Raw genomic sequence first — 21,017 nt, 5'->3', positions numbered from 1 at the left:
GACATCCGTTATGGTCAGGAAGACAACCTTTAATCTTACACTGTGCGCTCTGCTGGTGGCGGCCCCTCAGGCGTTTGCTTCTTCTGATATCGAAGATTGCTCCTGGAGCGACACGCTGTGTCTGCTAAAAGGCGACCCTGTATTGACGCCGGGAAACGACTCGCGCGACAACCTGCTGCGCCTGCTGAGCGAAGAGAAATCTTTCGCCCTGCCCGTTCAGAACATTCCCGCCGATGTCAGCCGCTCACGCGAGGTTTACTTCGCTTATCATCCTGAGTGGGATAGCGCGCCGCCGCCTGCCACACCGCCTGCGCAAAGCGAAGACGAAACCTTTACCCGACAAATGGCGGCGCTGAATATCGATCCCGCACAGGTGATGCCAGCCGATTCGGCTGAACGGCTGGGAACCTCCGACTATGAACTGGAAAACCGCTTTGTCAGCAACACCCTTGCCGCCGTCAGCCAGTTCAACACCGCCCTGCTGGCCGCCCCCTCTGTGACGCCACAGCAGCGTCATGACCTGGCGCTGGCGCGGTTGAAACTGTTTTATGGCGCCAATATCACCGCAGTCCTTGATATTCTCAATAGCTTCCCGGCAGATACGGACGCCGACTTATTCGCTTATTACCTTTCCGGCATCGCCCACTTCTATGGCGGCAATTTCACCGCCGCGACCCAGGATTTCACCTTGTTGCTGGAAAGTAAGCAACCCTGGCTGGCCGAGACCGCGCAATATATGCTGATGCGCACAGCGCTCAACAAGAGTAGCCAGAACAGCGTTGGGCAGTACGGCGATTTTGATATCGCACGCATCAATCGTGAAGATGCCGCCCTGGCGCAAAAAGAGGCGCAAACTTACTTGCAGCGCTGGCCAACAGGGGTGTATGCCGATTCCGCGCGCAACATGTTGCGCCGCATTAACTGGTATCTGCAGGCGTGGCCGCAGTTGGCTGGTCTTTATGAACAGGCCTTCCAGCAGGCGAGCGATGCCGGAGAACTGCGTCGTCTGGTGAGTGAATATGATAATGTCTTCGGCATGCCGTTCTACGATCAACCCGTTCAGACGGCATTCCCCGATGCGCCGCAGGTTAGTTATGTCGAGCTTCTGCGCGCCCTGCGCCTGAATGCCGATAGTAAACCGGCCTTAACCCAGGCGCAGCTGGACGCCAGCAAAGCGGCGTTTGAGAAGAGCGGAAAGCTGCCGCTGTGGCGCAATCTACAGCTGCAGCTATGGAACGTGACGGGCAACGATGCCGCCATCCTGCAGGCGGTCACGCCGGCGAAAACGCTGCCGGCGCACGATATTCTCGCCTTCAGCGAACAGGTCCTCTACGGCGAAGCGCTAATGGCGCAAAAGCAGTGGCCGGCAGCGGTCGATTTTTGGCGGCAACTGCTCCAACTCAGCCAGGACCGCGAACAGCAACAGTTTATCCAGGCGAAGCTTGCTGCAACGCTGGTCTACAGCGGTAACGCTGCGGCAATCTTTGCCGCCGATAGCCCGGTGACCAACCTGCGCTTTCGCTCCCGCGTGCTGAAAACCCAGGCCTCGCCTGAATTGCTACGCCAGCAGGCCGTCAGTGGCCCCAATAATGAAGAGCGTACCATCGCTCTGCACACGCTGCTGGTGCGGGATCTCACCGAGAATCGCTTTGGCGACTGGCTGAAAGACAAAACGCTCGCCAGCGCCATTACCCAACCGGTTATCAGCGAGGCCTTTAACGACGTCAACCTGAGTAGCTTCGACTGGAACGGCAAGGCGACTGAAGCAGGTTATGCCTGTCGGAGCCTTGATGATACGGTCGCTGTACTGAGTAAAAACGCCGATGATGCCCATGCGCTTAACTGCCTCGGCGAGTTCTTCCGCACCACCCAAACGCATGTCGATCTGTGGAAAGATGCCGCCGGCAACGATGTACTGGAGGACGCCATCGATCGCCAGCAGCCTCTGGGGCAATACCATCGCCAGAGCTATTACCAGCAGATTATCACCTCGCCGAAAGCGGAGCCGGAAGACAAAAGCTATGCGCTGTACCGGGCGATCCTCTGTTACGCCCCCTCCGGTAGCAACGAGTGCGGCGGCGAAGATGTCGATAAGCTGCAGCGCAAAGGCTGGTTCACACAGTTGAAAACGCAATATCCGGGAAGCCAGTGGGCGCAAAAACTCAAATACTATTGGTAATCGCGCTACTGGTCGGGTACGCGCAGGCGGCAGAGCGCGTTGATGCGTGCCAGCATTCCGCTTTCTGGCTGTGGTCCGGGGTGAAGGCCAGTGACGAAATGCGAAATGCGCAAACGGTCTACCTGCATCAGGGCGAGGTGTTCAAGCAAGCGGGCGAGGTGGTATTTCAACGCCTCGGCCTACCGGTGAGCCGCCTGACATTTCCCTCAATCTGGCTTACCGTTCGCTTTACCACACTTGATGTGCCGCCGACGATTGTGCCGCGCATTGTGCGCCTGATGCAACGTTGGCAGACGGCGGGCAATCAGGTGGTTGGCTTGCAAATTGATTTTGACGCCGGCACTTATCAGCTCGCCGATTACGCCCGCTTTTTACGCCAACTGCGCCAACAGCTGCCGCCCGAATTCGCGCTGGGGGTAACTGGCCTGCTGGACTGGGCCAAAACCGGCGATATTGCCACGCTCAATGCGCTGGCGGTTGATGAACTGGTGGTACAAAGCTACCAGGGACGGCGCACGGTGGCGAATTATCAGGATTATCTGCCCGCGCTCAGCCGATTGCGTATCCCGTTCAAGCTCGGACTGGTCCAAAACGGTAGGCGCGACAAACTGGCGGAAACCCAGTTGCAACGCTCCCCTTACTATCGCGGTACGGTGGTCTTTATGCTCAACCCAGCCCGGCATTAAGCCTGCGCCTTGCGATGACAGCAGCCGGAAAGATTATCGATAATCGGGCACTCCGCGCTGTCGTCGCCGGGGCAGGATTCAGCCAGCGCCAGCAGGTGCGCGCGCATATTTTGCAGCTCGCGGATATGGTTCTCGATATCCGCCACTTTCTCCAGCGTGCGTTTTTTCACATCGGCGCTGTGCCGTGACGGGTCGTTGAATAGCGCCACCAGCTCGCGGCACTCTTCCAGATTAAACCCCACCTGCCGCGCCTGGCGCAGCAGCGTGAGCTCATCGAGATGCTGCTGACCGTAGGTGCGGTAGCCGTTTTCGCTCCGCAACGGCGGCGTCACCAGCCCCTTCTCTTCGTAAAAACGAATCGCTTTGCTGGTTAAGCCGGTTTTTTTCGCCACATCGCTGATATTCATTTTTTCTCCTTGACCTTCCCCTTGCTGGAAGGTTTAACCTTCTTAATACTCGATGAAAGAGTGGTTCTGGTCAATCGTTGACCGGAAAATTATTCAGGAGTTATTTATGTCTAACACTATCGACCTGACGCTGGATGGCCTCTCCTGCGGCCACTGCGTTAAACGCGTGAAAGAGAGTCTGGAGCAGCGTCCTGACGTTGAGCAAGCGGAAGTCACCCTCACTGAAGCCCATGTGACGGGCAGCGCCAGCGCACAAGCGCTGATTGAAACCGTTAAACAAGCCGGATACGGCGCGGAGCTCAGCCACCCAAAGGCTAAACCGCTGGCAGAATCATCAATCCCGTCGGAAGCACTGACAGCGGCCACTCCTGAGCTTCCGGCAGCCCATGACGAAGATGACAGTCAACAGCTGCTGATCAACGGCATGAGCTGCGCCAGCTGCGTCTCCCGGGTACAGAACGCGCTTGCCGCGGTGCCGGGCGTCTCACAGGCGCGGGTTAACCTGGCGGAACGCACGGCGCTGGTGATGGGCAGTGCGTCCGCCGCAGAATTAGTGCAGGCGGTGGAGAAAGCGGGCTACGGCGCGGAGGCGATCGAGGACGATCTGGAACGCCGCGAACGGCAGCAGGAAACCGCCATCGCCACCATGAAACGTTTTCGCTGGCAGGCGATTGTCGCCCTGCTGGTCGGCGTGCCGGTGATGGTCTGGGGCATGATCGGCGATAACATGATGGTCAGCGACGACAACCGTTCGCTGTGGCTGGTCATCGGCCTCGTCACCCTGGCGGTGATGGTCTTCGCCGGCGGCCACTTCTACCGCAGCGCGTGGAAAAGCCTGAAAAACGGCACTGCCACCATGGATACGCTGGTGGCGCTCGGTACCGGCGTCGCCTGGCTGTACTCGATGAGCGTCAACCTGTGGCCACAGTGGTTCCCGATGGAAGCCCGCCATCTCTATTACGAAGCCAGCGCAATGATTATCGGCCTGATTAACCTCGGCCATATGCTGGAGGCCCGCGCCCGCCAGCGCTCCTCAAAAGCGCTGGAGAAACTGCTCGACCTGACGCCGCCTTCGGCGCGGGTCGTCACGCCCGAGGGCGAGAAAGATCTGCCGCTCGCTGAAGTTCAGGCCGGCATGACGCTGCGCCTGACGACCGGCGACCGCGTCCCGGTCGACGGCGTGATAAGCCAGGGGGAAGCCTGGTTTGATGAAGCGATGCTCACCGGCGAACCGGTACCGCAGCAAAAAGGCGATGGCGACACCATTCACGCCGGCACCGTAGTGCAGGACGGCAGCGTGCTGTTCACCGCCAGCGCCGTCGGCAGCCAGACCACGCTGGCGCGTATTATCCGCATGGTGCGCCAGGCGCAGAGCAGCAAGCCGGAGATCGGCCAGCTGGCGGATAAAATCTCCGCGGTGTTTGTCCCGGCGGTGGTCGCCATTGCGCTGATTAGCGCTGCGATCTGGTACTTCTTCGGCCCGGCGCCGCAGATCGTCTATACCCTGGTGATCGCCACCACGGTACTGATTATCGCCTGTCCGTGCGCATTAGGCCTGGCGACGCCGATGTCGATTATCTCCGGCGTTGGCCGGGCGGCGGAGTACGGCGTACTGGTGCGCGACGCCGATGCTCTGCAGCGCGCCAGTGAACTCGACACCCTGGTGTTCGATAAAACCGGCACCCTGACCGAAGGCAAGCCGCAGGTGGTGGCGGTGAAAACTTTCGCAGACGTTGATGAGATGACCGCGCTGCGTCTTGCCGCCGCGCTCGAGCAGGGTTCAAGCCATCCGCTGGCGCGAGCGATCCTTGATAAAGCCGGAGACAGCCCGTTGCCGGAAGTGAGCGGCTTCCGCACCCTGCGCGGCCTGGGCGTCAGCGGCGAAGCGGAAGGCCATCGCCTGCTGCTCGGTAACCAGGCGCTGCTCAACGAGCAACATATCGCCACCGGCGATATAGAAAGCGAGATGATGGCGCAGGCCTCGCGCGGGGCTACGCCGGTGCTGCTGGCGGTAGATGGTCAGGCGGCCGCGCTGTTCGCCATCCGTGACCCGCTACGCGAAGACAGCGTCGACGCTCTGGCGCGCCTGCATCGTCAGGGCTACCGCCTGGTGATGCTCACCGGGGATAACCCCACTACCGCGAATGCTATCGCCAAAGAAGCCGGCATTGATGAAGTGATTGCCGGCGTGCTGCCGGACGGTAAAGCCGACGCCATTAAGCGTCTGCAGAGCCAGGGGCACAAAGTGGCGATGGTGGGCGATGGGATTAACGACGCCCCGGCGCTGGCGCAGGCGGATGTCGGGATCGCCATGGGCGGCGGCAGCGATGTCGCCATTGAAACGGCGGCGATCACCCTGATGCGCCATAGTCTTCACGGCGTGGCCGATGCGCTGGCGATTTCGAAGGCGACCTTACGCAATATGAAGCAGAACCTGCTGGGGGCCTTTGTCTACAACTCGCTGGGCATCCCGATTGCCGCCGGGATCCTCTGGCCGCTGACCGGCACGTTGCTCAATCCGGTGGTCGCCGGCGCGGCGATGGCGCTGTCGTCGATTACCGTGGTGAGTAACGCTAACCGCCTGCTGCGCTTTAAACCAAAAGCGTAAGCGCTGTCCAGGAAAGCGGGCGCTGACAGGGTCGGCGCCCGCTTTTTTACCGGGACAAGAAAAGCCCGCCGGAAGGGTGACGTGTATCACCATATGCGCTAGCATGAATGCCTCACACTTCGGAGCGCGTATGGGCCTGTTAAACCGGATAAAAATGCTGTGGCGAGCCGCCGTCGGCTCGTCTTATTCCTGGCCTGCGATGGATATCGTCCTGCCCGGCGAACGCTATCTGCACCTCGTCGGCAGCATCCATATGGGCACCCGCGATATGGCGCCGCCGCCAGCGAAGCTGCTGAAAAAAATACGCCAGGCCGATGCGTTAATCGTTGAGGCCGATATCAGCGGCAATGAAACCCCGTTTAGCCATCTCCCCGCTTATCCGCCGCTGGCGGAGCGCCTGAGCGACGCGCAGCTGAGCGAGCTACAGACGCGAGCCGGTGAACTCGGCCTGTCGGTCGCGCTATTCGACAGCCAGCCGCTGTGGCAGGTGGCGATGGTTCTGCAGGCCACCCAGGCGCAGAAGCTGGGGCTGCGGCCGGATTACGGTATCGATTATCAGTTGCTGATGGCCGCCCGCGAGAGCAACATAGCGGTGATGGAGCTGGAAGGCGCCGACAGCCAGATCGCGCTGCTGCGCGACCTGCCCGATGGCGGAATGGCGCTGCTGGAGGATACGCTGACCCACTGGCGCACCAACGCCCGTTTACTGCAGGTCATGATCGGCTGGTGGCTGGAGCAACCGCCGTCGCGCGGCGCGGTATCGCTGCCGACGACCTTCAGCCAGTCTTTATATGATGTGCTGATGCACCAGCGCAATCTCGCCTGGCGCGAGACGCTGCTGGCCCTGCCGCCGGGCCGCTACGTGGTCGCCGTCGGCGCGCTGCATCTGTATGGCGAAGGGAATCTGCCGGATATGCTGACATAAAAAAATGGCCAATATTGCTATTGGCCCGTCAAAGAGGAATTTCATCATTATTATTATCCCGGGATTTGCATCCCGGATCGTCTGATTGTCGCTCAAAGTGACCATCACTGCCAACACTATTGCGCAAGATGGTACTATTTTTTAGACAACCTGCGGGCGTATTCTGACGTCACGCAAAACCGGTTGGTAAGAAGGATAGCTATGACTCCCGCCGTTAAATTACTCGAAAAAAACAAAATCCCCTTTCAGATCCACAGTTACGATCACGATCCCAATGAGACCAACTTCGGTGATGAAGTGGTGCGCAAGCTCGGCCTCAATGCCGACCAGGTATACAAGACCCTGCTGGTCGCCGTAAATGGCGATATGAAGCATCTGGCGGTCGCCGTCACCCCGGTCGCCGGGCAGCTGGATTTGAAGAAAGTGGCGAAAGCGCTGGGCGCCAAGAAAGTCGACATGGCCGACCCGATGGTGGCGCAGCGTATCACCGGCTATCTGGTGGGCGGTATCAGTCCGCTGGGGCAGAAGAAGCGTCTGCCGACGGTGATAGACGCCCCGGCGCAGGAATTTGCCACCATTTACATTTCCGGCGGCAAACGCGGGCTGGATATTGAGCTGGCGGCCAGCGATCTGGCGCAGCTGCTGGATGCGAAGTTCGCCGATATCGCCCGCCGCGATTGATGACGCGCCCCGTGCCCGGTAAGCGCAGCGCCACCGGGAAAGCGCCCGGATAGCGACGCAGCGCTTTATCCGGGCTTCCCCTCAGGGTTACTGCCAGCTCACCTCGCCTTTCGGCTCATAGGCGGCGGCATCCAGCGGCGAGTTCTTCTCGATATACTCTTTCAGCACTTCGGCATCGATAAAGCCGGTATTCACATACCCGGGTTTATCGGCGATGTTCGGATAGCCATCGCCGCCGGTGGCGTTAAAGCTCAGCGTCGCCATCCGGTAGGTCTTCGCCGGATCCACCGGTTCGCCTTTGATTTTCAGATCGTTCAACTTGCCGTCTTTGGCCACAAAGCTGACGTTCGCAAACTGCGGATAGGCGCCGGAATCCGGCTTCATCTGCGCGACGGCGGTCAGGTAATCCACCACCTCTTTGCCGCTCATATCGACATAGGTCAGCACATTGCCGAACGGCTGGACCTTCATCACATCCTTGTAGGTGATATCGCCCGCCTCGATGGAGTCGCGGATCCCGCCGCCGCTCATCACCGCGAAATCCGCGTTACTGCGCGCCATCTGCGCCGCCAGCAGCAGGTGGCCCATATTGGTCTGTACGAAGCGCACTTTACTGCGATCGCCCTCCAGATGACCATTCACGCTGCCGATCTTGACCTGCAGTTGCGCCTTACCTTTGTTCTGGAACGGCGTCAGCAGCGACATCATCTGCGGGTTCTCCGCGATCTGCGGCGTATACAGCACCCGCTCACTTTGGCCGTTATCGTATGTCACTTTTTTCTTCAGGTTGACCGGGATCAGCTGATAGTGCACCAGCTTCATCTCACCGTTGCGGAACTCAAAATCGGCGCGGCCGACGTATTTGCCCCACTCATGCGCCTGGACGATCCAGATACCGTTCTGACGATCCGGGGCGCACGGCGTCCCTGGCACATAGTCGACCTGTTTTTTATTTTCCGACGCCATGCACACCGGATCCTGCGAGTGACCGCCGACGATCATCGCCAGCGAGCCCGCGGGTAAACTGCGTGCCATCTCGACATCCCCCGGCGCGTTAGAGCCGTGGTTGCCGTTGTCATAGTGGCCCATATGGGTGGTGGCCAGGATCACGTCCGGCTTTTCATTCTGCTGCAGCTCCTGGATCACCAGCTTCGCCTCTTCCGCCGGTTTGCGGAATTCGATATCGGTGAAATATTCCGGATTGCCAATCTTGGCCGTATCGTCAGTGGTTAAGCCAATTACCGCGATTTTTAACCCGCCGCGTTTAAACAGCGCCCAGGGTTTGAACAGCCGTTCGCCGGTGCTTTTCTGATAAATATTGGCCGACAGGAACGGGAACTTCGCCCACTTTTCCTGCTGGCGCAGCACGCTCAGCGGATTATCAAACTCATGGTTCCCCACCGCCATCGCGTCGTAGCCGATCAAGTTCATGCCGCGAAAATCGGGCTCTGCATCTTGTAAATCAGACTCCGGCACCCCGGTATTGATATCCCCGCCGGACAGCAGCAGAACGCTACCGCCTTCGGCCGCCACCTCTTTACGAATACCGTCCACCAGCGTTTTCTGCGCCGCCAGGCCATATTCGCCGTAGTCATTGCGCCAGAAATGGCCGTGGTGATCGTTGGTGTGCAGGATGGTAATTTTATAGGTTTTATCCTGCTCATAGGCCTGCGCGGACAGGCTGCCCAGCGATAAAGCGGCGAATAACGCCAGCGCCACGCCGTGTTTGAAATAATGCATGCTTCACTCCCTGACTTAATCCCAAGTGCCGAAAGTATAGCGAGTTAGACGCGTTGACAAATATGTTTTCAGAATTGCGACTTCCTTCAAACCTTATCTGCAGGTATGTTAGTCGGATAATAATTCTACCCGTCATACTTCAAGTTGCATGTGCGTTGGCAATAACTCGGCCCATCCCTGGGCCTCGCCCTTACGGGCGCAGTGAACTGCGTTCAAATTCGTTCCTGACGAATTTGTCCTCGCTCACCCCAGTCACTTACGAGAGTAAGCTCCTGGGGATTCGCTGCGTCGCCGCCTGCCTGCAACTCGAATTATTTAGGGTAACAACCTGCATTCTCTACAACAAATCGAACTCGCTGAAGTGAACCTATGACAACCAACCAATCCGCTCAGACCTTACCCAGTACCGACGCGCCGCCGCAAAAAGCGCGCACCTCGTTTGGCATCTTAGGTGCGATCAGCCTGTCCCATTTGCTTAACGATATGATCCAGTCGCTCATACTCGCTATCTACCCGCTGCTGCAGGCCGAGTTCTCCCTTACCTTCGTGCAGATTGGGATGATCACCCTCACCTTCCAGCTCACCTCATCGCTGTTCCAGCCGGTGATTGGCTACATCACCGATAAACGATCGATGCCGTGGTCGCTGCCGGTGGGCATGTGCTTTACCCTCTGCGGTTTGATCCTGCTGGCGCTGGCCGGTAGCTTCGGTATGGTGCTGCTGGCCGCCGCGCTGGTGGGTACCGGCTCCTCGGTTTTCCATCCGGAATCATCCCGCGTGGCGCGGATGGCCTCCGGCGGCCGTCACGGCCTGGCCCAGTCGCTGTTCCAGGTCGGCGGCAACTTCGGCAGTTCGCTTGGCCCGCTGCTGGCGGCGGTGATCATCGCCCCGTATGGTAAAGGCAACGTCGCCTGGTTCGTGCTGGCCGCCCTGTTGGCTATCGTCGTGCTGTCGCAAATCAGCCGCTGGTACGCCGCGCAGCACCGGATGAATAAGGGCAAACCGAAGCCGGCGATCGTCAATCCGCTGCCGCGCAATAAGGTGATTCTGGCGGTAGGTATTCTGCTGATGCTGATTTTCTCGAAATACTTCTATATGGCGAGCATCAGCAGCTATTACACCTTTTATCTGATGCATAAGTTCGGCTTATCGGTGCAAAATGCCCAGCTGCATCTGTTTGCCTTCCTGTTCGCGGTGGCCGCCGGGACGGTGATTGGCGGGCCCGTTGGCGATAAGATTGGACGAAAATATGTTATTTGGGGCTCTATCCTCGGCGTGGCGCCTTTCACCCTTGTTTTACCCTATGCCAGCCTTGAATGGACCGGGATTTTAACGGTGATCATTGGTTTTATCCTCGCCTCGGCCTTCTCCGCTATTCTGGTCTATGCCCAGGAGCTGCTGCCGGGACGTATCGGCATGGTTTCAGGCCTGTTTTTCGGCTTCGCCTTTGGTATGGGCGGCCTTGGCGCCGCGGTGCTGGGCCTGCTGGCGGACCATACCAGCATCGACCTGGTATATAAAATCTGCGCCTTCCTGCCACTGCTGGGATTCCTGACGATATTTCTTCCTGATAACCGGCAAAAAGCCTGATTATCCGGCGGCCAAAGTGTAACGCTGGCCGCCGTTACCCCTTGCGCCATCGGCCTGATGCGCGCATTCCTCTCTCGATTTTTCCTTCTGTGCCTTTTCAGCGGCCAATTGCATTTTTTTGCACAATTCAAGAATTATTCATAAACAAAGTGAACGTTTTTGTCATAAACTATTACGCGGACAGGGTAGCAAAATGGACCGATTCACCACTGGAAAGGAGACGGAATGCACCACGCAACACCGCTAATCACCACCATTGTCGGCGGCCTCGTGCTCGCCTTTATTCTCGGCATGATTGCCAATAAGCTACGTATTTCTCCTCTGGTGGGATATCTCTTAGCGGGCGTGCTGTCCGGACCTTTCACCCCTGGCTTTGTTGCTGACACCAAACTGGCTCCGGAACTGGCGGAGCTCGGCGTGATCCTGCTGATGTTCGGCGTCGGCCTGCATTTCTCCCTCAAGGATCTGATGGCGGTAAAGTCGATCGCCATTCCCGGGGCCATCGCCCAGATAGCCGTGGCGACGCTGTTGGGTATGGCGCTCTCCGCCGCCCTTGGCTGGTCGCTGATGACCGGCATCGTCTTTGGTCTGTGCCTCTCCACCGCCAGTACCGTGGTGCTGCTGCGCGCCCTGGAGGAACGACAGCTGATTGACAGTCAGCGCGGGCAGATCGCCATCGGCTGGCTGATTGTGGAAGACCTGGTGATGGTCCTGACGCTGGTCCTGCTGCCGGCGGTTGCCGGTATGGCGGAGAAAGGCAACCTCGGCTTCGCTTCCCTGGCCCTCGACCTCGGGATCACCATTGGCAAAGTGGTGGCCTTTATCGCCATTATGATGCTGGTCGGCCGTCGGCTGGTGCCGTGGATCATGTCGCGCAGCGCGGCCACCGGCTCGCGCGAGCTGTTCACCCTGTCGGTGCTGGCCCTGGCGCTGGGCATCGCCTTCGGCGCCGTGGAGCTGTTTGATGTCTCCTTCGCCCTCGGCGCCTTCTTTGCCGGCATGGTGCTTAACGAATCCGAGCTGAGCCACCGTGCCGCTCATGACACCCTGCCGCTGCGCGACGCCTTCGCGGTGCTGTTCTTTGTCTCCGTCGGCATGCTGTTTGACCCGATGGTGCTGGTCCAGCAGCCGCTGGCGGTGCTGGCGACGCTGGCGATCATTATCTTTGGTAAATCCGCAGCCGCCTTTTTCCTCGTGCGTATGTTTGGCCACTCGCCGCGTACCGCATTGACAATTGCCGCCAGCCTGGCGCAGATTGGTGAATTTGCCTTTATTCTCGCCGGCCTGGGGATGGCGCTTAACCTGCTGCCGCAGGCCGGGCAAAACCTGGTGCTGGCCGGAGCGATCATCTCGATTATGCTCAACCCGGTACTGTTCACTCTGCTGGAGAAATATCTCGATAAAACCGAAACCCTCGACGAGCAGACCCTGGAAGAGGTGCTGGAAGACGAGAAGCAGGTGCCGGTCGATATCTGCAACCACGCGCTGCTGGTCGGTTTTGGCCGCGTCGGCAGCCTGCTGGGCGAGAAGCTGATGGCCCAGGGGATCCCGCTGGTGGTGGTTGAAACCTCGCGCACCCGCGTGGATGAGCTACGCGAGCGCGGGATCAGCGCGGTGCTGGGCAATGCCGCCAATGAAGAGATCATGGAGCTGGCGCATCTCGACTGCGCCCGCTGGCTGCTGCTGACCATTCCCAACGGCTATGAGGCCGGCGAGATTGTCGCTTCCGCACGGGAAAAATGTCCGCATATCGAGATTATCGCCCGCGCCCATTATGATGACGAAGTGGATTACATTATCGACCGTGGGGCCAATCAGGTGGTGATGGGCGAGCGGGAAATTGCCCGCGCCATGCTGCAGCTTCTGGAAACGCCACCCGCCGGTGAAGTGGTCACCGGCTGATGTTCTGCCCTCTCCCGTCGGGAGAGGGACTCGCTTACCGATCCCAGTACGCCTCTTCCAGGCTGTCCTCACGTTCCGGCAGGCCGCGGGTTAAGCGCGGCGAGTGCTGGTTCAGCACCTGATAGCTCACGCGGTTGGCATATTTACACACCTGCGCCAGCGAGGAGTAGGTCAGCCATTTGCATTTGTGTTTGCTGGAGTTGGGGACGTTATTGCGATGGTAGTTATTGGCGGTGATGTCATGCAGCAGCGCCGCCAGCGCGCCGTCCCCTGCGCCGTTGGTGTTCATGATCTTCTCCGGGCCGCCCATATACGGCGCAATGTGCGAATAAATCCGCAGCGGATTGACGCAGTCCTGGTGACGCATCGCGCGACTGAATTCGAACTGGTTAAATTCCGGGATCGCCCCCGGCAGCAGCGGATGCTGGGTCTTACGCTTCGCCTCTTCTTCAGTGAAGCCCGCCATATACAGCCCCGCCGGTCCGGCGGTGCACAGCACCAGGTCGACCCAGTCCAGCGCTTTATCCGCCGCCGACAGCGGATCGGCAAAGCCGGTCAGCGCTTCCCCTTCCTCTTCATTCATCGCCAGAATCGAGACATGCTCCTGCAGGAACTGCTGCCACCACGCCGGGTTATCGGCAATCACGTATTTGGTTCCAAGAGTTAACACCACCGGCACATCATGCTTTTTGGCATACTCGATGGCTTTCATCGTCGCGTCCGGCATCGGCTCGCCCGGCTTGCAGCGTACCAGGTAGGAGGTCAGCACCAGCGCCGAGGCGCCGGCGATCACCGCTTCCGGAATGCTTTCCGGGCGCAGCTTGTTCATATGTCCCGGGCTGATGGCGAAGGTGCGCTCGCCGCTGTCGCTGATCAGGGTGAAGCAACGGCCAATGGCGCCGTCGACGCCCTGCAGATAGTTCAGATCGGTACGGCTGGAGGTATTGCACAGGTAGCGATAGGCATAGCCGCCGATTTCGATATTGCTGCACATGACGCCAAGCAGCACCGAGCGATCGTCCGCCAGCACCGAGTAGTTGTGCATGGTATTGCCGATCGTGCCGCCGGCAAACTGATGGGTAATAAGATTATTGCGCACCAGCTCCTGGTACAGCGCCTCGGCGACGTCATCTTCAATCACCAGCGAGTGGCCCGCGCTCAGGCCGTAGCGCACGATAAACGCCTCATCCACTTTCGCTTCGATATCCACCAGCGTCTGGTCGATACCCACCACCCAGGAGACGCTGGATTCATTCTCCGGCTGAATTTGCTGCAGCAGCGGGTCGCGGGCGTTAACGGGAAAATAGTGTTTGGATTTGCGTTTACCGGGAAATTTCATAGTGGCGCTTAAATAACAGGGAACAAGCGGGAAATAGTAGCATATTCCCCGCCCTGCGCGCGATCAGCGATAAGGCGCCGTCAGGTTGACCATCATCTCAATATGCGCGGCGTCCGCGTTAAGCGCCGGAATGTATTCATATTGCTTTCCGCCCGCTTCGAGGAATATTTCCCGGTTCTGGACGGCGATCTCTTCCAGCGTTTCGAGACAGTCGGCGGCAAACCCCGGGCACAGCACCTGAATATGCTTCGTCCCTTTCTCGCCGAGCATCTTCAGCGTCTCATCGGTGTACGGCGTCAGCCAGGGTTCCCGACCAAAGCGCGACTGGAAGGTCATCATCACCCGCTCCGGCGGGAGCCCCAGCGCGGAGACCAGTTCCCGCGTGGTATCGCGACAGCGCTGAGGATAATCATCCCCTTGATTGGCATAGCGCTGCGGGATCCCATGATAGGAGAGCAGCAGCAGATCCGGTTCCCCATGAACGGCAAACGAGGCGCGCACGCTGGCCGCCAGGGCATGGATATAGTCCGGGTGCCCGGCGTAATCGCGAATAAACGAGATACCGGGAATGGCGCGTTTCTTCGCGAGGATCCGCGCCAGCTCATCCCAGACGGCAGCCACCGTCGAGCAGGAATATTGCGGATACAGCGGCAGCACTACGATGTGCCCCACCCCCTGCGCCAGTAAATCATCCACCGCGCTGGCCAGCGACGGCGATCCATAGCTCATGCCCAGCGCCACCGGGGTATCCGGCAGTCTGGCGGCCAGCGCCTGCTGCTGGCGACGGCTGTATACCATCAGCGGCGACCCCTCTTCCATCCAGACGGACTGATAGAGTTTAGCCACGCGGGGAGAGCGAATCGGCAGTATGACGCCGCGCAGCAGCGGCCACCATAGCAGACGAGACGTATCCACCACCCGTTTGTCGCTGAGGAATTGTCGCAGATAGCGCTTCACCGCACCGGGGGTGGGCGCATCGGGAGTGCCTAAATTGGCCAGCAAGATACCTGTTTTCGTCTGATGCATTACCGCCTCTTAACCATTTGAATCGCAGCCAATTGTAGCTGAAATGGCGCTAAACGGAACCAATCATAGCAAAAGGTAGGAATGAGAGGAGTTCTCATCCTGCCGCAGCAGGATGAGAAAAGGCTTTATCAGCCGAGGATTTTTTCCAGTTCGGCGCGCACGTCAGCCACCGCTTTGGTGCCGTCGACTTTGGCGTATTTGGTGTTGCCCGCCTGCGCTTCTTTGGTGTAGTAGCCGATCAGCGGCGCCGTCATCTGATGATATTCCACCAGACGCTTACGCACGGTCTCTTCCTGGTCGTCTTTACGGGTGGTCAGCTCTTCGCCGGTCACGTCGTCTTTGCCTTCCACCTTCGGCGGATTAAATTTGATGTGGTATACGCGACCGGATGCCGCGTGAACGCGACGGCCAACGATGCGGTCGACGATCAGTTCGTCCGGCACATCGAATTCCAGCACGTAATCAACGGTAATGCCCGCTTCTTTCATGGCGTCAGCCTGCGGAATAGTGCGCGGGAAGCCGTCCAGCAGAAAGCCGTTACGGCAATCTTCCTGGGCGATACGCTCTTTGACCAGCGCGATAACCAGCTCATCGGTCACCAGCTTGCCGGCGTCCATGATGTCTTTCGCCTGCTTACCGAGCTCAGAGCCGGATTTTACCGCAGCGCGCAGCATATCGCCGGTGGAGATTTGCGGAATACCGTATTTCTCCATGATGAACTGAGCCTGAGTTCCTTTACCCGCGCCCGGAGCGCCAAGCAGAATAATACGCATTACGAAAATCCCCTCAAAAGTCGATTCAATTTTTCAAAAACGCTAAACCATACCACCAGAACGGCGATGGCTCAAGGAAGGCGGTGCGGCTGAAACGGTTAATGGTGAGATATTTTATGCCATCCAATGTGAAATGCCCCGCCGGAGCAAATCGCTCAGACGGGGCATTTATCCCGTTCCCGGCGTCGCGTCGCTCGGCCGGGCTACTCATTCAGGTTCGCGTCAGGAAGCCAGCAGCTGGTTCATACGGCGGATAAACTGGTTCGGATCTTCCAGCGTGCCGCGCTCGGCCAGCAGCGCCTGATCCAGCAGCAGTTCCACCCATTCGCCGAACTGCGCGTCATCCTGGGTATCGGCTGCGCGTTTCACCAGCTGATGCGCCGGGTTCAGTTCGAAGATGTATTTCACTTCTGGCGCCGCCTGGCCCGCAGCCGCGAACAGCTTCGCCATCTGGGTGCTCATCTCGTCGGCATCGGTGGTAACAATCGCTGGGGTGTCGGTCAGACGATGGGTCAGACGCACCTCTTTGACCCGGTCGCCAAGCAGGTTTTTCACACGCTCAACGAACGGCTCCAGCGCTTTTTCGGCTTCTTTGGTGGACTCGTCCACTTCGTCCGCCAGTTTGTCCAGCGACTCGTCGGCTTTAGCGACAGACTGGAACGCTTTGCCGTCGAATTCGGTCAGGTAGCTCATCATCCACTCGTCGATGCGATCGGAGAGCAGCAGCACTTCGATCCCTTTCTTACGCAGCAGTTCGAGGTGTGGGCTGCTTTTCGCCGCCGCATAGCTGTCGGCTGTGATGTAGTAGATCTTCTCCTGACCGTCTTTCATACGCGAGACGTACTCTTCCAGCGACACGGTCTGAGCGGAGGAGTCGGTATGGGTGGTCGCGAAGCGCAGCAGTTTGGCGATCGCCTCCTGGTTGCTCGGATCTTCCGCCGGGCCCTCTTTCAGCACCAGGCCGAACTGTTTCCAGAAAGTCTGATATTTTTCGGCGTCGTCTTTCGCCAGCTTATCCAGCATCTGCAGCGCGCGTTTGGTCAGCGCGGTGCGCAGGTTACGGGTCACGCTGCTGTCCTGCAGGATTTCACGGGAGACGTTCAGCGGCAGATCGTTGGAGTCTATCAGGCCGCGTACGAAGCGCAGGTAGTTCGGCATAAACTGCTCGGCGTCATCCATAATGAACACACGCTGGACGTACAGCTTCAGGCCGTGTTTATGATCGCGGTTCCACATATCCCACGGCGCCTGCGACGGGATATACAGCAGGCTGGTGTACTCCTGCTTACCTTCCACGCGGTTGTGGCTCCAGGTCAGCGGGTCGCTGTAGTCATGGGCAATGTGCTTATAGAACTCTTTGTACTCGTCGTCGTTAACTTCAGACTTGCTGCGGGTCCACAGGGCCTGCGCCTTGTTGATTTTTTCCCAGCTGATAACGGTTTCGCCGTCTTTCTCTTCCTGTTTTTCAATCTCAACCGGCAGCGCGATATGATCGGAATACTTGCTGATGATGGAGCGCACGCGCCAGTCGTTGAGGAAATCGTCCTCACCTTCGCGCAGATGCAGGGTGATTTCGGTCCCGCGATCGGCTTTGGTGATGTCGGCCACGGTATATTCCCCTTCGCCGGCGGATTCCCAGAACACGCCGTTTTCAGGTTTATCGCCTGCCGCACGGGTGCGCACGGTCACTTTATCCGCCACGATGAAGGCCGAATAGAAGCCGACGCCGAACTGGCCAATCAGCTGGCTATCTTTTGCCTGGTCGGAACCCATGGATTCCAGGAACGCTTTGGTGCCGGATTTGGCGATGGTGCCGAGATGATCGATAACCTCTTCCCGGTTCATGCCGATACCGTTATCGGCGATGGTCAGGGTACGGTTGTCTTTATCAAACGAAACCCGCACGCGCAGCTCGCCGTCTCCCTCATACAAATCCGGCTGCGACAGCGCGCGGAAACGCAGCTTATCGGCCGCATCAGAGGCGTTGGAAATCAGCTCACGCAGAAAGATTTCTTTGTTGGAATAGAGGGAATGGATCATCAGGTGCAGAAGCTGTTTTACTTCTGACTGAAAACCACGAGTTTCTTGTCCTTTCATCTGATTCAACCTCAACAATGCCATTTTAAATGGGTAAAAAACCGTTGAGTGGGAGATGGGGACTGCGGGGAAATTTTTCAAGCGGAGGCGGCGATGGCCGCCTCCATTTGTTCAGAAAGTAATCTTGTGGCGACCGGCCAGCGAGTGGGACAGCGTAGTGCCGTCGACCATCTCCAGCTCGCCGCCCACCGGCACGCCGTGGGCGATTCGGCTGGCGTCGACGCCATACTGCGCGCACAGCTCTGCGATGTAGTTGGCCGTCGCCTCGCCCTCAACGGTCGGGTTGGTGGCAAGGATCACCTCGGTGATCGACTCCGCCTCCAGCCGTTGTTCCAGGCGATCGAGCCCGATGTCGTCAGGCCCGATGCCGTCGAGCGGCGACAGGTGCCCCATCAGCACGAAGTAGCGGCCGGAATACTGCCCGGTCTGCTCAATGGCGTAGATGTCCGCTGGACTCTCCACCACGCAGATTTGGCCGTTTTCCTGGCGACGCGGGTTGCTGCAGATATTGCACACCTCCTGCTCGGTGAAGGTGCGGCAATCGGCGCAGTGGCCGATCTCCGACATCGCGCGCGTCAGCGCCTGCGCCAGACGCATCCCGCCGCTGCGATCGCGCTGCAGCAGGGTAAACGCCATGCGCTGCGCGGACTTCGGGCCGACGCCCGGCAGACAGCGCAGCGCTTCCATAAGCTGAGTTAACAGCGGGCTGGTTTGCATCAGAACGGCATCTTGAAGCCTGGCGGCAGCTGCATACCGGCAGAGACGGAAGCCATCTTCTCTTTCTGGGTCTCTTCGATACGGCGCGCGGCGTCGTTGAACGCGGCAGCCACCAGATCTTCCAGCATCTCTTTGTCATCTTCCAGCAGGCTTGGGTCGATCTCCACGCGGCGGCAGTTGTGCGCGCCGTTGATGGTCACTTTCACCAGACCCGCGCCGGACTCGCCGGTCACTTCCAGCTGAGCGATCTCTTCCTGCATCTTCTGCATTTTGTCTTGCATCTGCTGGGCCTGCTTCATCAGGTTACCCAGGCCGCCTTTTCCACCAAACATAGGCTTCTCTCTCAGTCAGTCATCATTAAAGGTACTGACTGCAAGTCAAACTTGCAGTCAAATGGGGCGGATACTCTCTTCATCCAGATCGGCGTCGAAGAAACGACGCAGGGTCTGAATGTTATTATCCGCAATAATCGCGTCGCGCGCCTGCGCGAGCTTCTCTTCATAAATAGCCTGCCGCCACTCCAGCGGCGTGCGCATCGCGGGATTATCGTCTTCCACGATGGTCAATTCAACCGGCGTACCGTACAACACCCCCAGCGCTTCAGCCAGCTTTTGCTGCGCGCCGGCGGAATTGAGGTGGCGCTGACTGGGGCGCAGATGCAGACAGACGCGATTGCCCTCCTGCTCTTTCCACGCGTTGAGCGCCACCTGCTCGACCAGCTTCGGTACCGCCAGCTGGCTCACTTCCGCCGCCCAGCTGTCGCGCTCGACCGCTTCAACGGCAAGCTTAGCCGCCAGCTCCGGCGTTTTTTCATGCTCCAGCGCTTTTTTCAGCGCTTTAGGCGTGGCGACTTCGACTTTGGTCTCTTCAACCACCGTCGTCGCCTTCCAGCGATAGGCCTCTTTCTTCGCCGGGGCCTGCTCCAGCGCCGCCGCGGCCGGACGAGCCTGGACGCGCTCGGTAATCGAACTCAGTCGCTCCAGCGCAGCGTTATTCACCGGCCGCGCGCGGGAAGCGGCTGCCGGTTCACTCTTTTTTGGGGTGGTTGCTCCCTGGCTGCGCTGCAGGTGGCTGCGGGCCGCCAGCACCTGGCTGGTGGTCGGCGGCAAACTCTGCGACGGCTGCGGCGGCGTCGCTGCGGGGGAAACCGGCTGGCGCGGCGCGGGCGCGGCGGCCAGTGCCGGCTGCACCTCCGGCTCGGGCAGCGGCTTACGCGGATGAAACGCCAGGGCGCGCAGCAGCGTCATTTCGACGCCCATCCGCCGGTCCGGGGCATAGGGCAGCTCTTTGCGGCCAATCAGCAGCGTTTGGTAGTAGAGCTGAACGTCGCCCGGCGGTACGGTGCGCGCCAGTTCGCGCATTCGCACTTCGACCGCGGCCATGTCGGCGCCCAGCGCCGAAGGGGATAGCTGAACCATGGCGATGCGGTGCAGCAGGCTCTGCATCTCCACCAGCAGCGCCTCCCATTCAACGCCGCGCGCGGCGGCGTCATTGACGCCCGCCATGACCCGCTCGCCATCGGCGGCGACCAGGGCTTCAATCAGCGACAGCGCCTGATCGTCATCGAGGGTGCCGAGCATGGCGCTCACCGACGCCGCCGTCAGTTGCCCTTCTCCACTGGCAATAGCCTGATCGGTCAGACTTAAGGCATCACGCAGACTGCCGTCGGCGGCGCGCGACAGAAGCTGCAGCGCGCGGGGCTCGAAGGCAATCTGCTCTTCGCCAAGAATATGCTCCAGCTGATGGCGGATCTGTTCAACGTCCAGCGCCTTCAGGTGGAACTGCAGGCAGCGGGATAAGATCGTCACCGGCAGCTTCTGCGGATCCGTCGTCGCCAGCAGGAATTTGACGTGCGCCGGCGGCTCCTCCAGCGTCTTTAATAACGCGTTGAAGCTGTGGCGCGACAGCATATGGACTTCGTCGATGAGATAGACCTTAAAGCGGCCGCGGGCCGGCGCGTACTGGACGTTATCCAGCAGGTCGCGAGTATCTTCGACTTTGGTTCGCGAGGCGGCGTCAATCTCAATCAGATCGACAAAGCGCCCCTGTTCTATTTCCCGGCAGTTATCGCACACGCCGCAGGGGGTGGCGGTGATGCCGGTTTCACAGTTTAACCCTTTCGCCAGCAGGCGGGCGATGGATGTCTTACCGACCCCGCGGGTACCGGAAAAGAGATAAGCGTGATGAATGCGCCCTAACGACAAGCCGTTCGCCAGTGCGGTCAGCACATGTTCCTGGCCGACGACGTCAGCAAAGGTTTGTGGGCGCCATTTACGGGCTAAGACCTGATAACTCATGGGCTGGCTCTGAAACGCTGGAAGGTGAAATCACGAAGGGGTCATGCTAT

The 21,017-nt window shown here is 59.2% G+C and carries 16 protein-coding genes and 1 other annotated feature; of the genes, 7 read left to right on the top strand and 9 right to left on the bottom strand.

Features of this window, described 5'->3' with window-relative positions:
- The first annotated feature begins 10 nt into the window (after positions 1–10).
- Both MKR05_RS15235 and MKR05_RS15230 read left to right on the top strand, forming a co-directional pair.
- A complete protein-coding gene (locus MKR05_RS15235) occupies positions 11–2,179 on the top strand; it encodes a hypothetical protein (RefSeq protein WP_087824762.1) in 2,169 nt (722 codons plus the stop codon).
- On the top strand, positions 2,149–2,865 hold the full coding sequence (locus MKR05_RS15230) for a DUF3142 domain-containing protein (RefSeq protein WP_087824763.1): 717 nt from the start codon (positions 2,149–2,151) through the stop codon (positions 2,863–2,865). Before MKR05_RS15235 ends, MKR05_RS15230 begins: the two co-directional genes overlap by 31 nt.
- On the opposite strand, the gene cueR is transcribed toward MKR05_RS15230, so the two are convergent.
- Positions 2,862–3,272, bottom strand: a complete 411-nt coding sequence (gene cueR, locus MKR05_RS15225; RefSeq protein WP_004204725.1) for a Cu(I)-responsive transcriptional regulator — start codon at positions 3,270–3,272, stop codon at positions 2,862–2,864. The two genes, MKR05_RS15230 and cueR, sit on opposite strands and share 4 nt — an antisense overlap.
- A gap of 106 nt (positions 3,273–3,378) precedes the next feature.
- Between cueR and copA the strand changes: the two genes are divergently transcribed.
- The 3 genes from copA (at position 3,379) to ybaK (ending at position 7,486) form a co-directional block, all read left to right on the top strand.
- Complete coding sequence (copA, locus tag MKR05_RS15220) at positions 3,379–5,880, top strand: copper-exporting P-type ATPase CopA (protein WP_023288659.1); 2,502 nt, start codon at positions 3,379–3,381, stop codon at positions 5,878–5,880.
- A 130-nt stretch (positions 5,881–6,010) separates the two neighbouring features.
- On the top strand, positions 6,011–6,805 hold the full coding sequence (locus tag MKR05_RS15215) for a TraB/GumN family protein (protein WP_023288658.1): 795 nt from the start codon (positions 6,011–6,013) through the stop codon (positions 6,803–6,805).
- A gap of 201 nt (positions 6,806–7,006) precedes the next feature.
- Positions 7,007–7,486 carry a Cys-tRNA(Pro)/Cys-tRNA(Cys) deacylase YbaK gene (gene ybaK / locus MKR05_RS15210; RefSeq protein WP_004204728.1) on the top strand — a complete coding sequence of 160 codons (480 nt, stop codon included), beginning with the start codon at positions 7,007–7,009 and terminating at the stop codon, positions 7,484–7,486.
- An 87-nt stretch (positions 7,487–7,573) separates the two neighbouring features.
- Here ybaK and ushA read toward each other — a convergent pair whose 3' ends face one another.
- Positions 7,574–9,226, bottom strand: a complete 1,653-nt coding sequence (gene ushA / locus MKR05_RS15205; RefSeq protein WP_049014633.1) for a bifunctional UDP-sugar hydrolase/5'-nucleotidase UshA — start codon at positions 9,224–9,226, stop codon at positions 7,574–7,576.
- A 369-nt stretch (positions 9,227–9,595) separates the two neighbouring features.
- On the opposite strand from ushA, the gene MKR05_RS15200 reads away from it, so the two are divergent.
- Positions 9,596–10,816: an MFS transporter gene (locus tag MKR05_RS15200; RefSeq protein WP_023288656.1), complete on the top strand. Its 1,221-nt coding sequence runs from the start codon at positions 9,596–9,598 to the stop codon at positions 10,814–10,816.
- Between the two features lie 225 nt (positions 10,817–11,041).
- The gene (ybaL, locus tag MKR05_RS15195) at positions 11,042–12,718 is read left to right on the top strand and encodes a YbaL family putative K(+) efflux transporter (protein ID WP_023288655.1); all 1,677 of its coding nucleotides are present in this window, start codon (positions 11,042–11,044) and stop codon (positions 12,716–12,718) included.
- Between the two features lie 34 nt (positions 12,719–12,752).
- On the opposite strand, the gene MKR05_RS15190 is transcribed toward ybaL, so the two are convergent.
- The 7 genes from MKR05_RS15190 to dnaX form a co-directional block, all read right to left on the bottom strand.
- Positions 12,753–14,057 (bottom strand): inosine/guanosine kinase, encoded by a 1,305-nt coding sequence (locus MKR05_RS15190; RefSeq protein WP_032454205.1) that lies wholly within the window; start codon positions 14,055–14,057, stop codon positions 12,753–12,755.
- Between the two features lie 63 nt (positions 14,058–14,120).
- Positions 14,121–15,083, bottom strand: a complete 963-nt coding sequence (gene hemH, locus MKR05_RS15185; protein WP_023288653.1) for a ferrochelatase — start codon at positions 15,081–15,083, stop codon at positions 14,121–14,123.
- A 128-nt stretch (positions 15,084–15,211) separates the two neighbouring features.
- Entirely contained in the window at positions 15,212–15,856 is a 645-nt protein-coding gene (adk, locus tag MKR05_RS15180; protein WP_002892184.1) for an adenylate kinase, read from the bottom strand.
- A 222-nt stretch (positions 15,857–16,078) separates the two neighbouring features.
- A complete protein-coding gene (htpG, locus tag MKR05_RS15175; protein ID WP_023288652.1) occupies positions 16,079–17,953 on the bottom strand; it encodes a molecular chaperone HtpG in 1,875 nt (624 codons plus the stop codon).
- A gap of 111 nt (positions 17,954–18,064) precedes the next feature.
- Complete coding sequence (recR, locus tag MKR05_RS15170; RefSeq protein WP_002892177.1) at positions 18,065–18,670, bottom strand: recombination mediator RecR; 606 nt, start codon at positions 18,668–18,670, stop codon at positions 18,065–18,067.
- Entirely contained in the window at positions 18,670–19,002 is a 333-nt protein-coding gene (locus tag MKR05_RS15165) for a YbaB/EbfC family nucleoid-associated protein (RefSeq protein WP_008805448.1), read from the bottom strand. Before MKR05_RS15165 ends, recR begins: the two co-directional genes overlap by 1 nt.
- Before the next feature lie 57 nt (positions 19,003–19,059).
- On the bottom strand, positions 19,060–20,967 hold the full coding sequence (dnaX, locus tag MKR05_RS15160) for a DNA polymerase III subunit gamma/tau (RefSeq protein ID WP_101866625.1): 1,908 nt from the start codon (positions 20,965–20,967) through the stop codon (positions 19,060–19,062).
- Positions 19,663–19,727: a sequence feature (DnaX frameshifting element), on the bottom strand. Its footprint overlaps the gene before it by 65 nt.
- Positions 20,968–21,017 lie beyond the last annotated feature (50 nt).

Source organism: Klebsiella sp. K5-204, assembly GCF_030128585.1.
Taxonomy (GTDB): Bacteria; Pseudomonadota; Gammaproteobacteria; order Enterobacterales; family Enterobacteriaceae; genus Klebsiella; species Klebsiella quasipneumoniae.
This window is presented reverse-complemented; position numbering and strand designations above follow the sequence as displayed.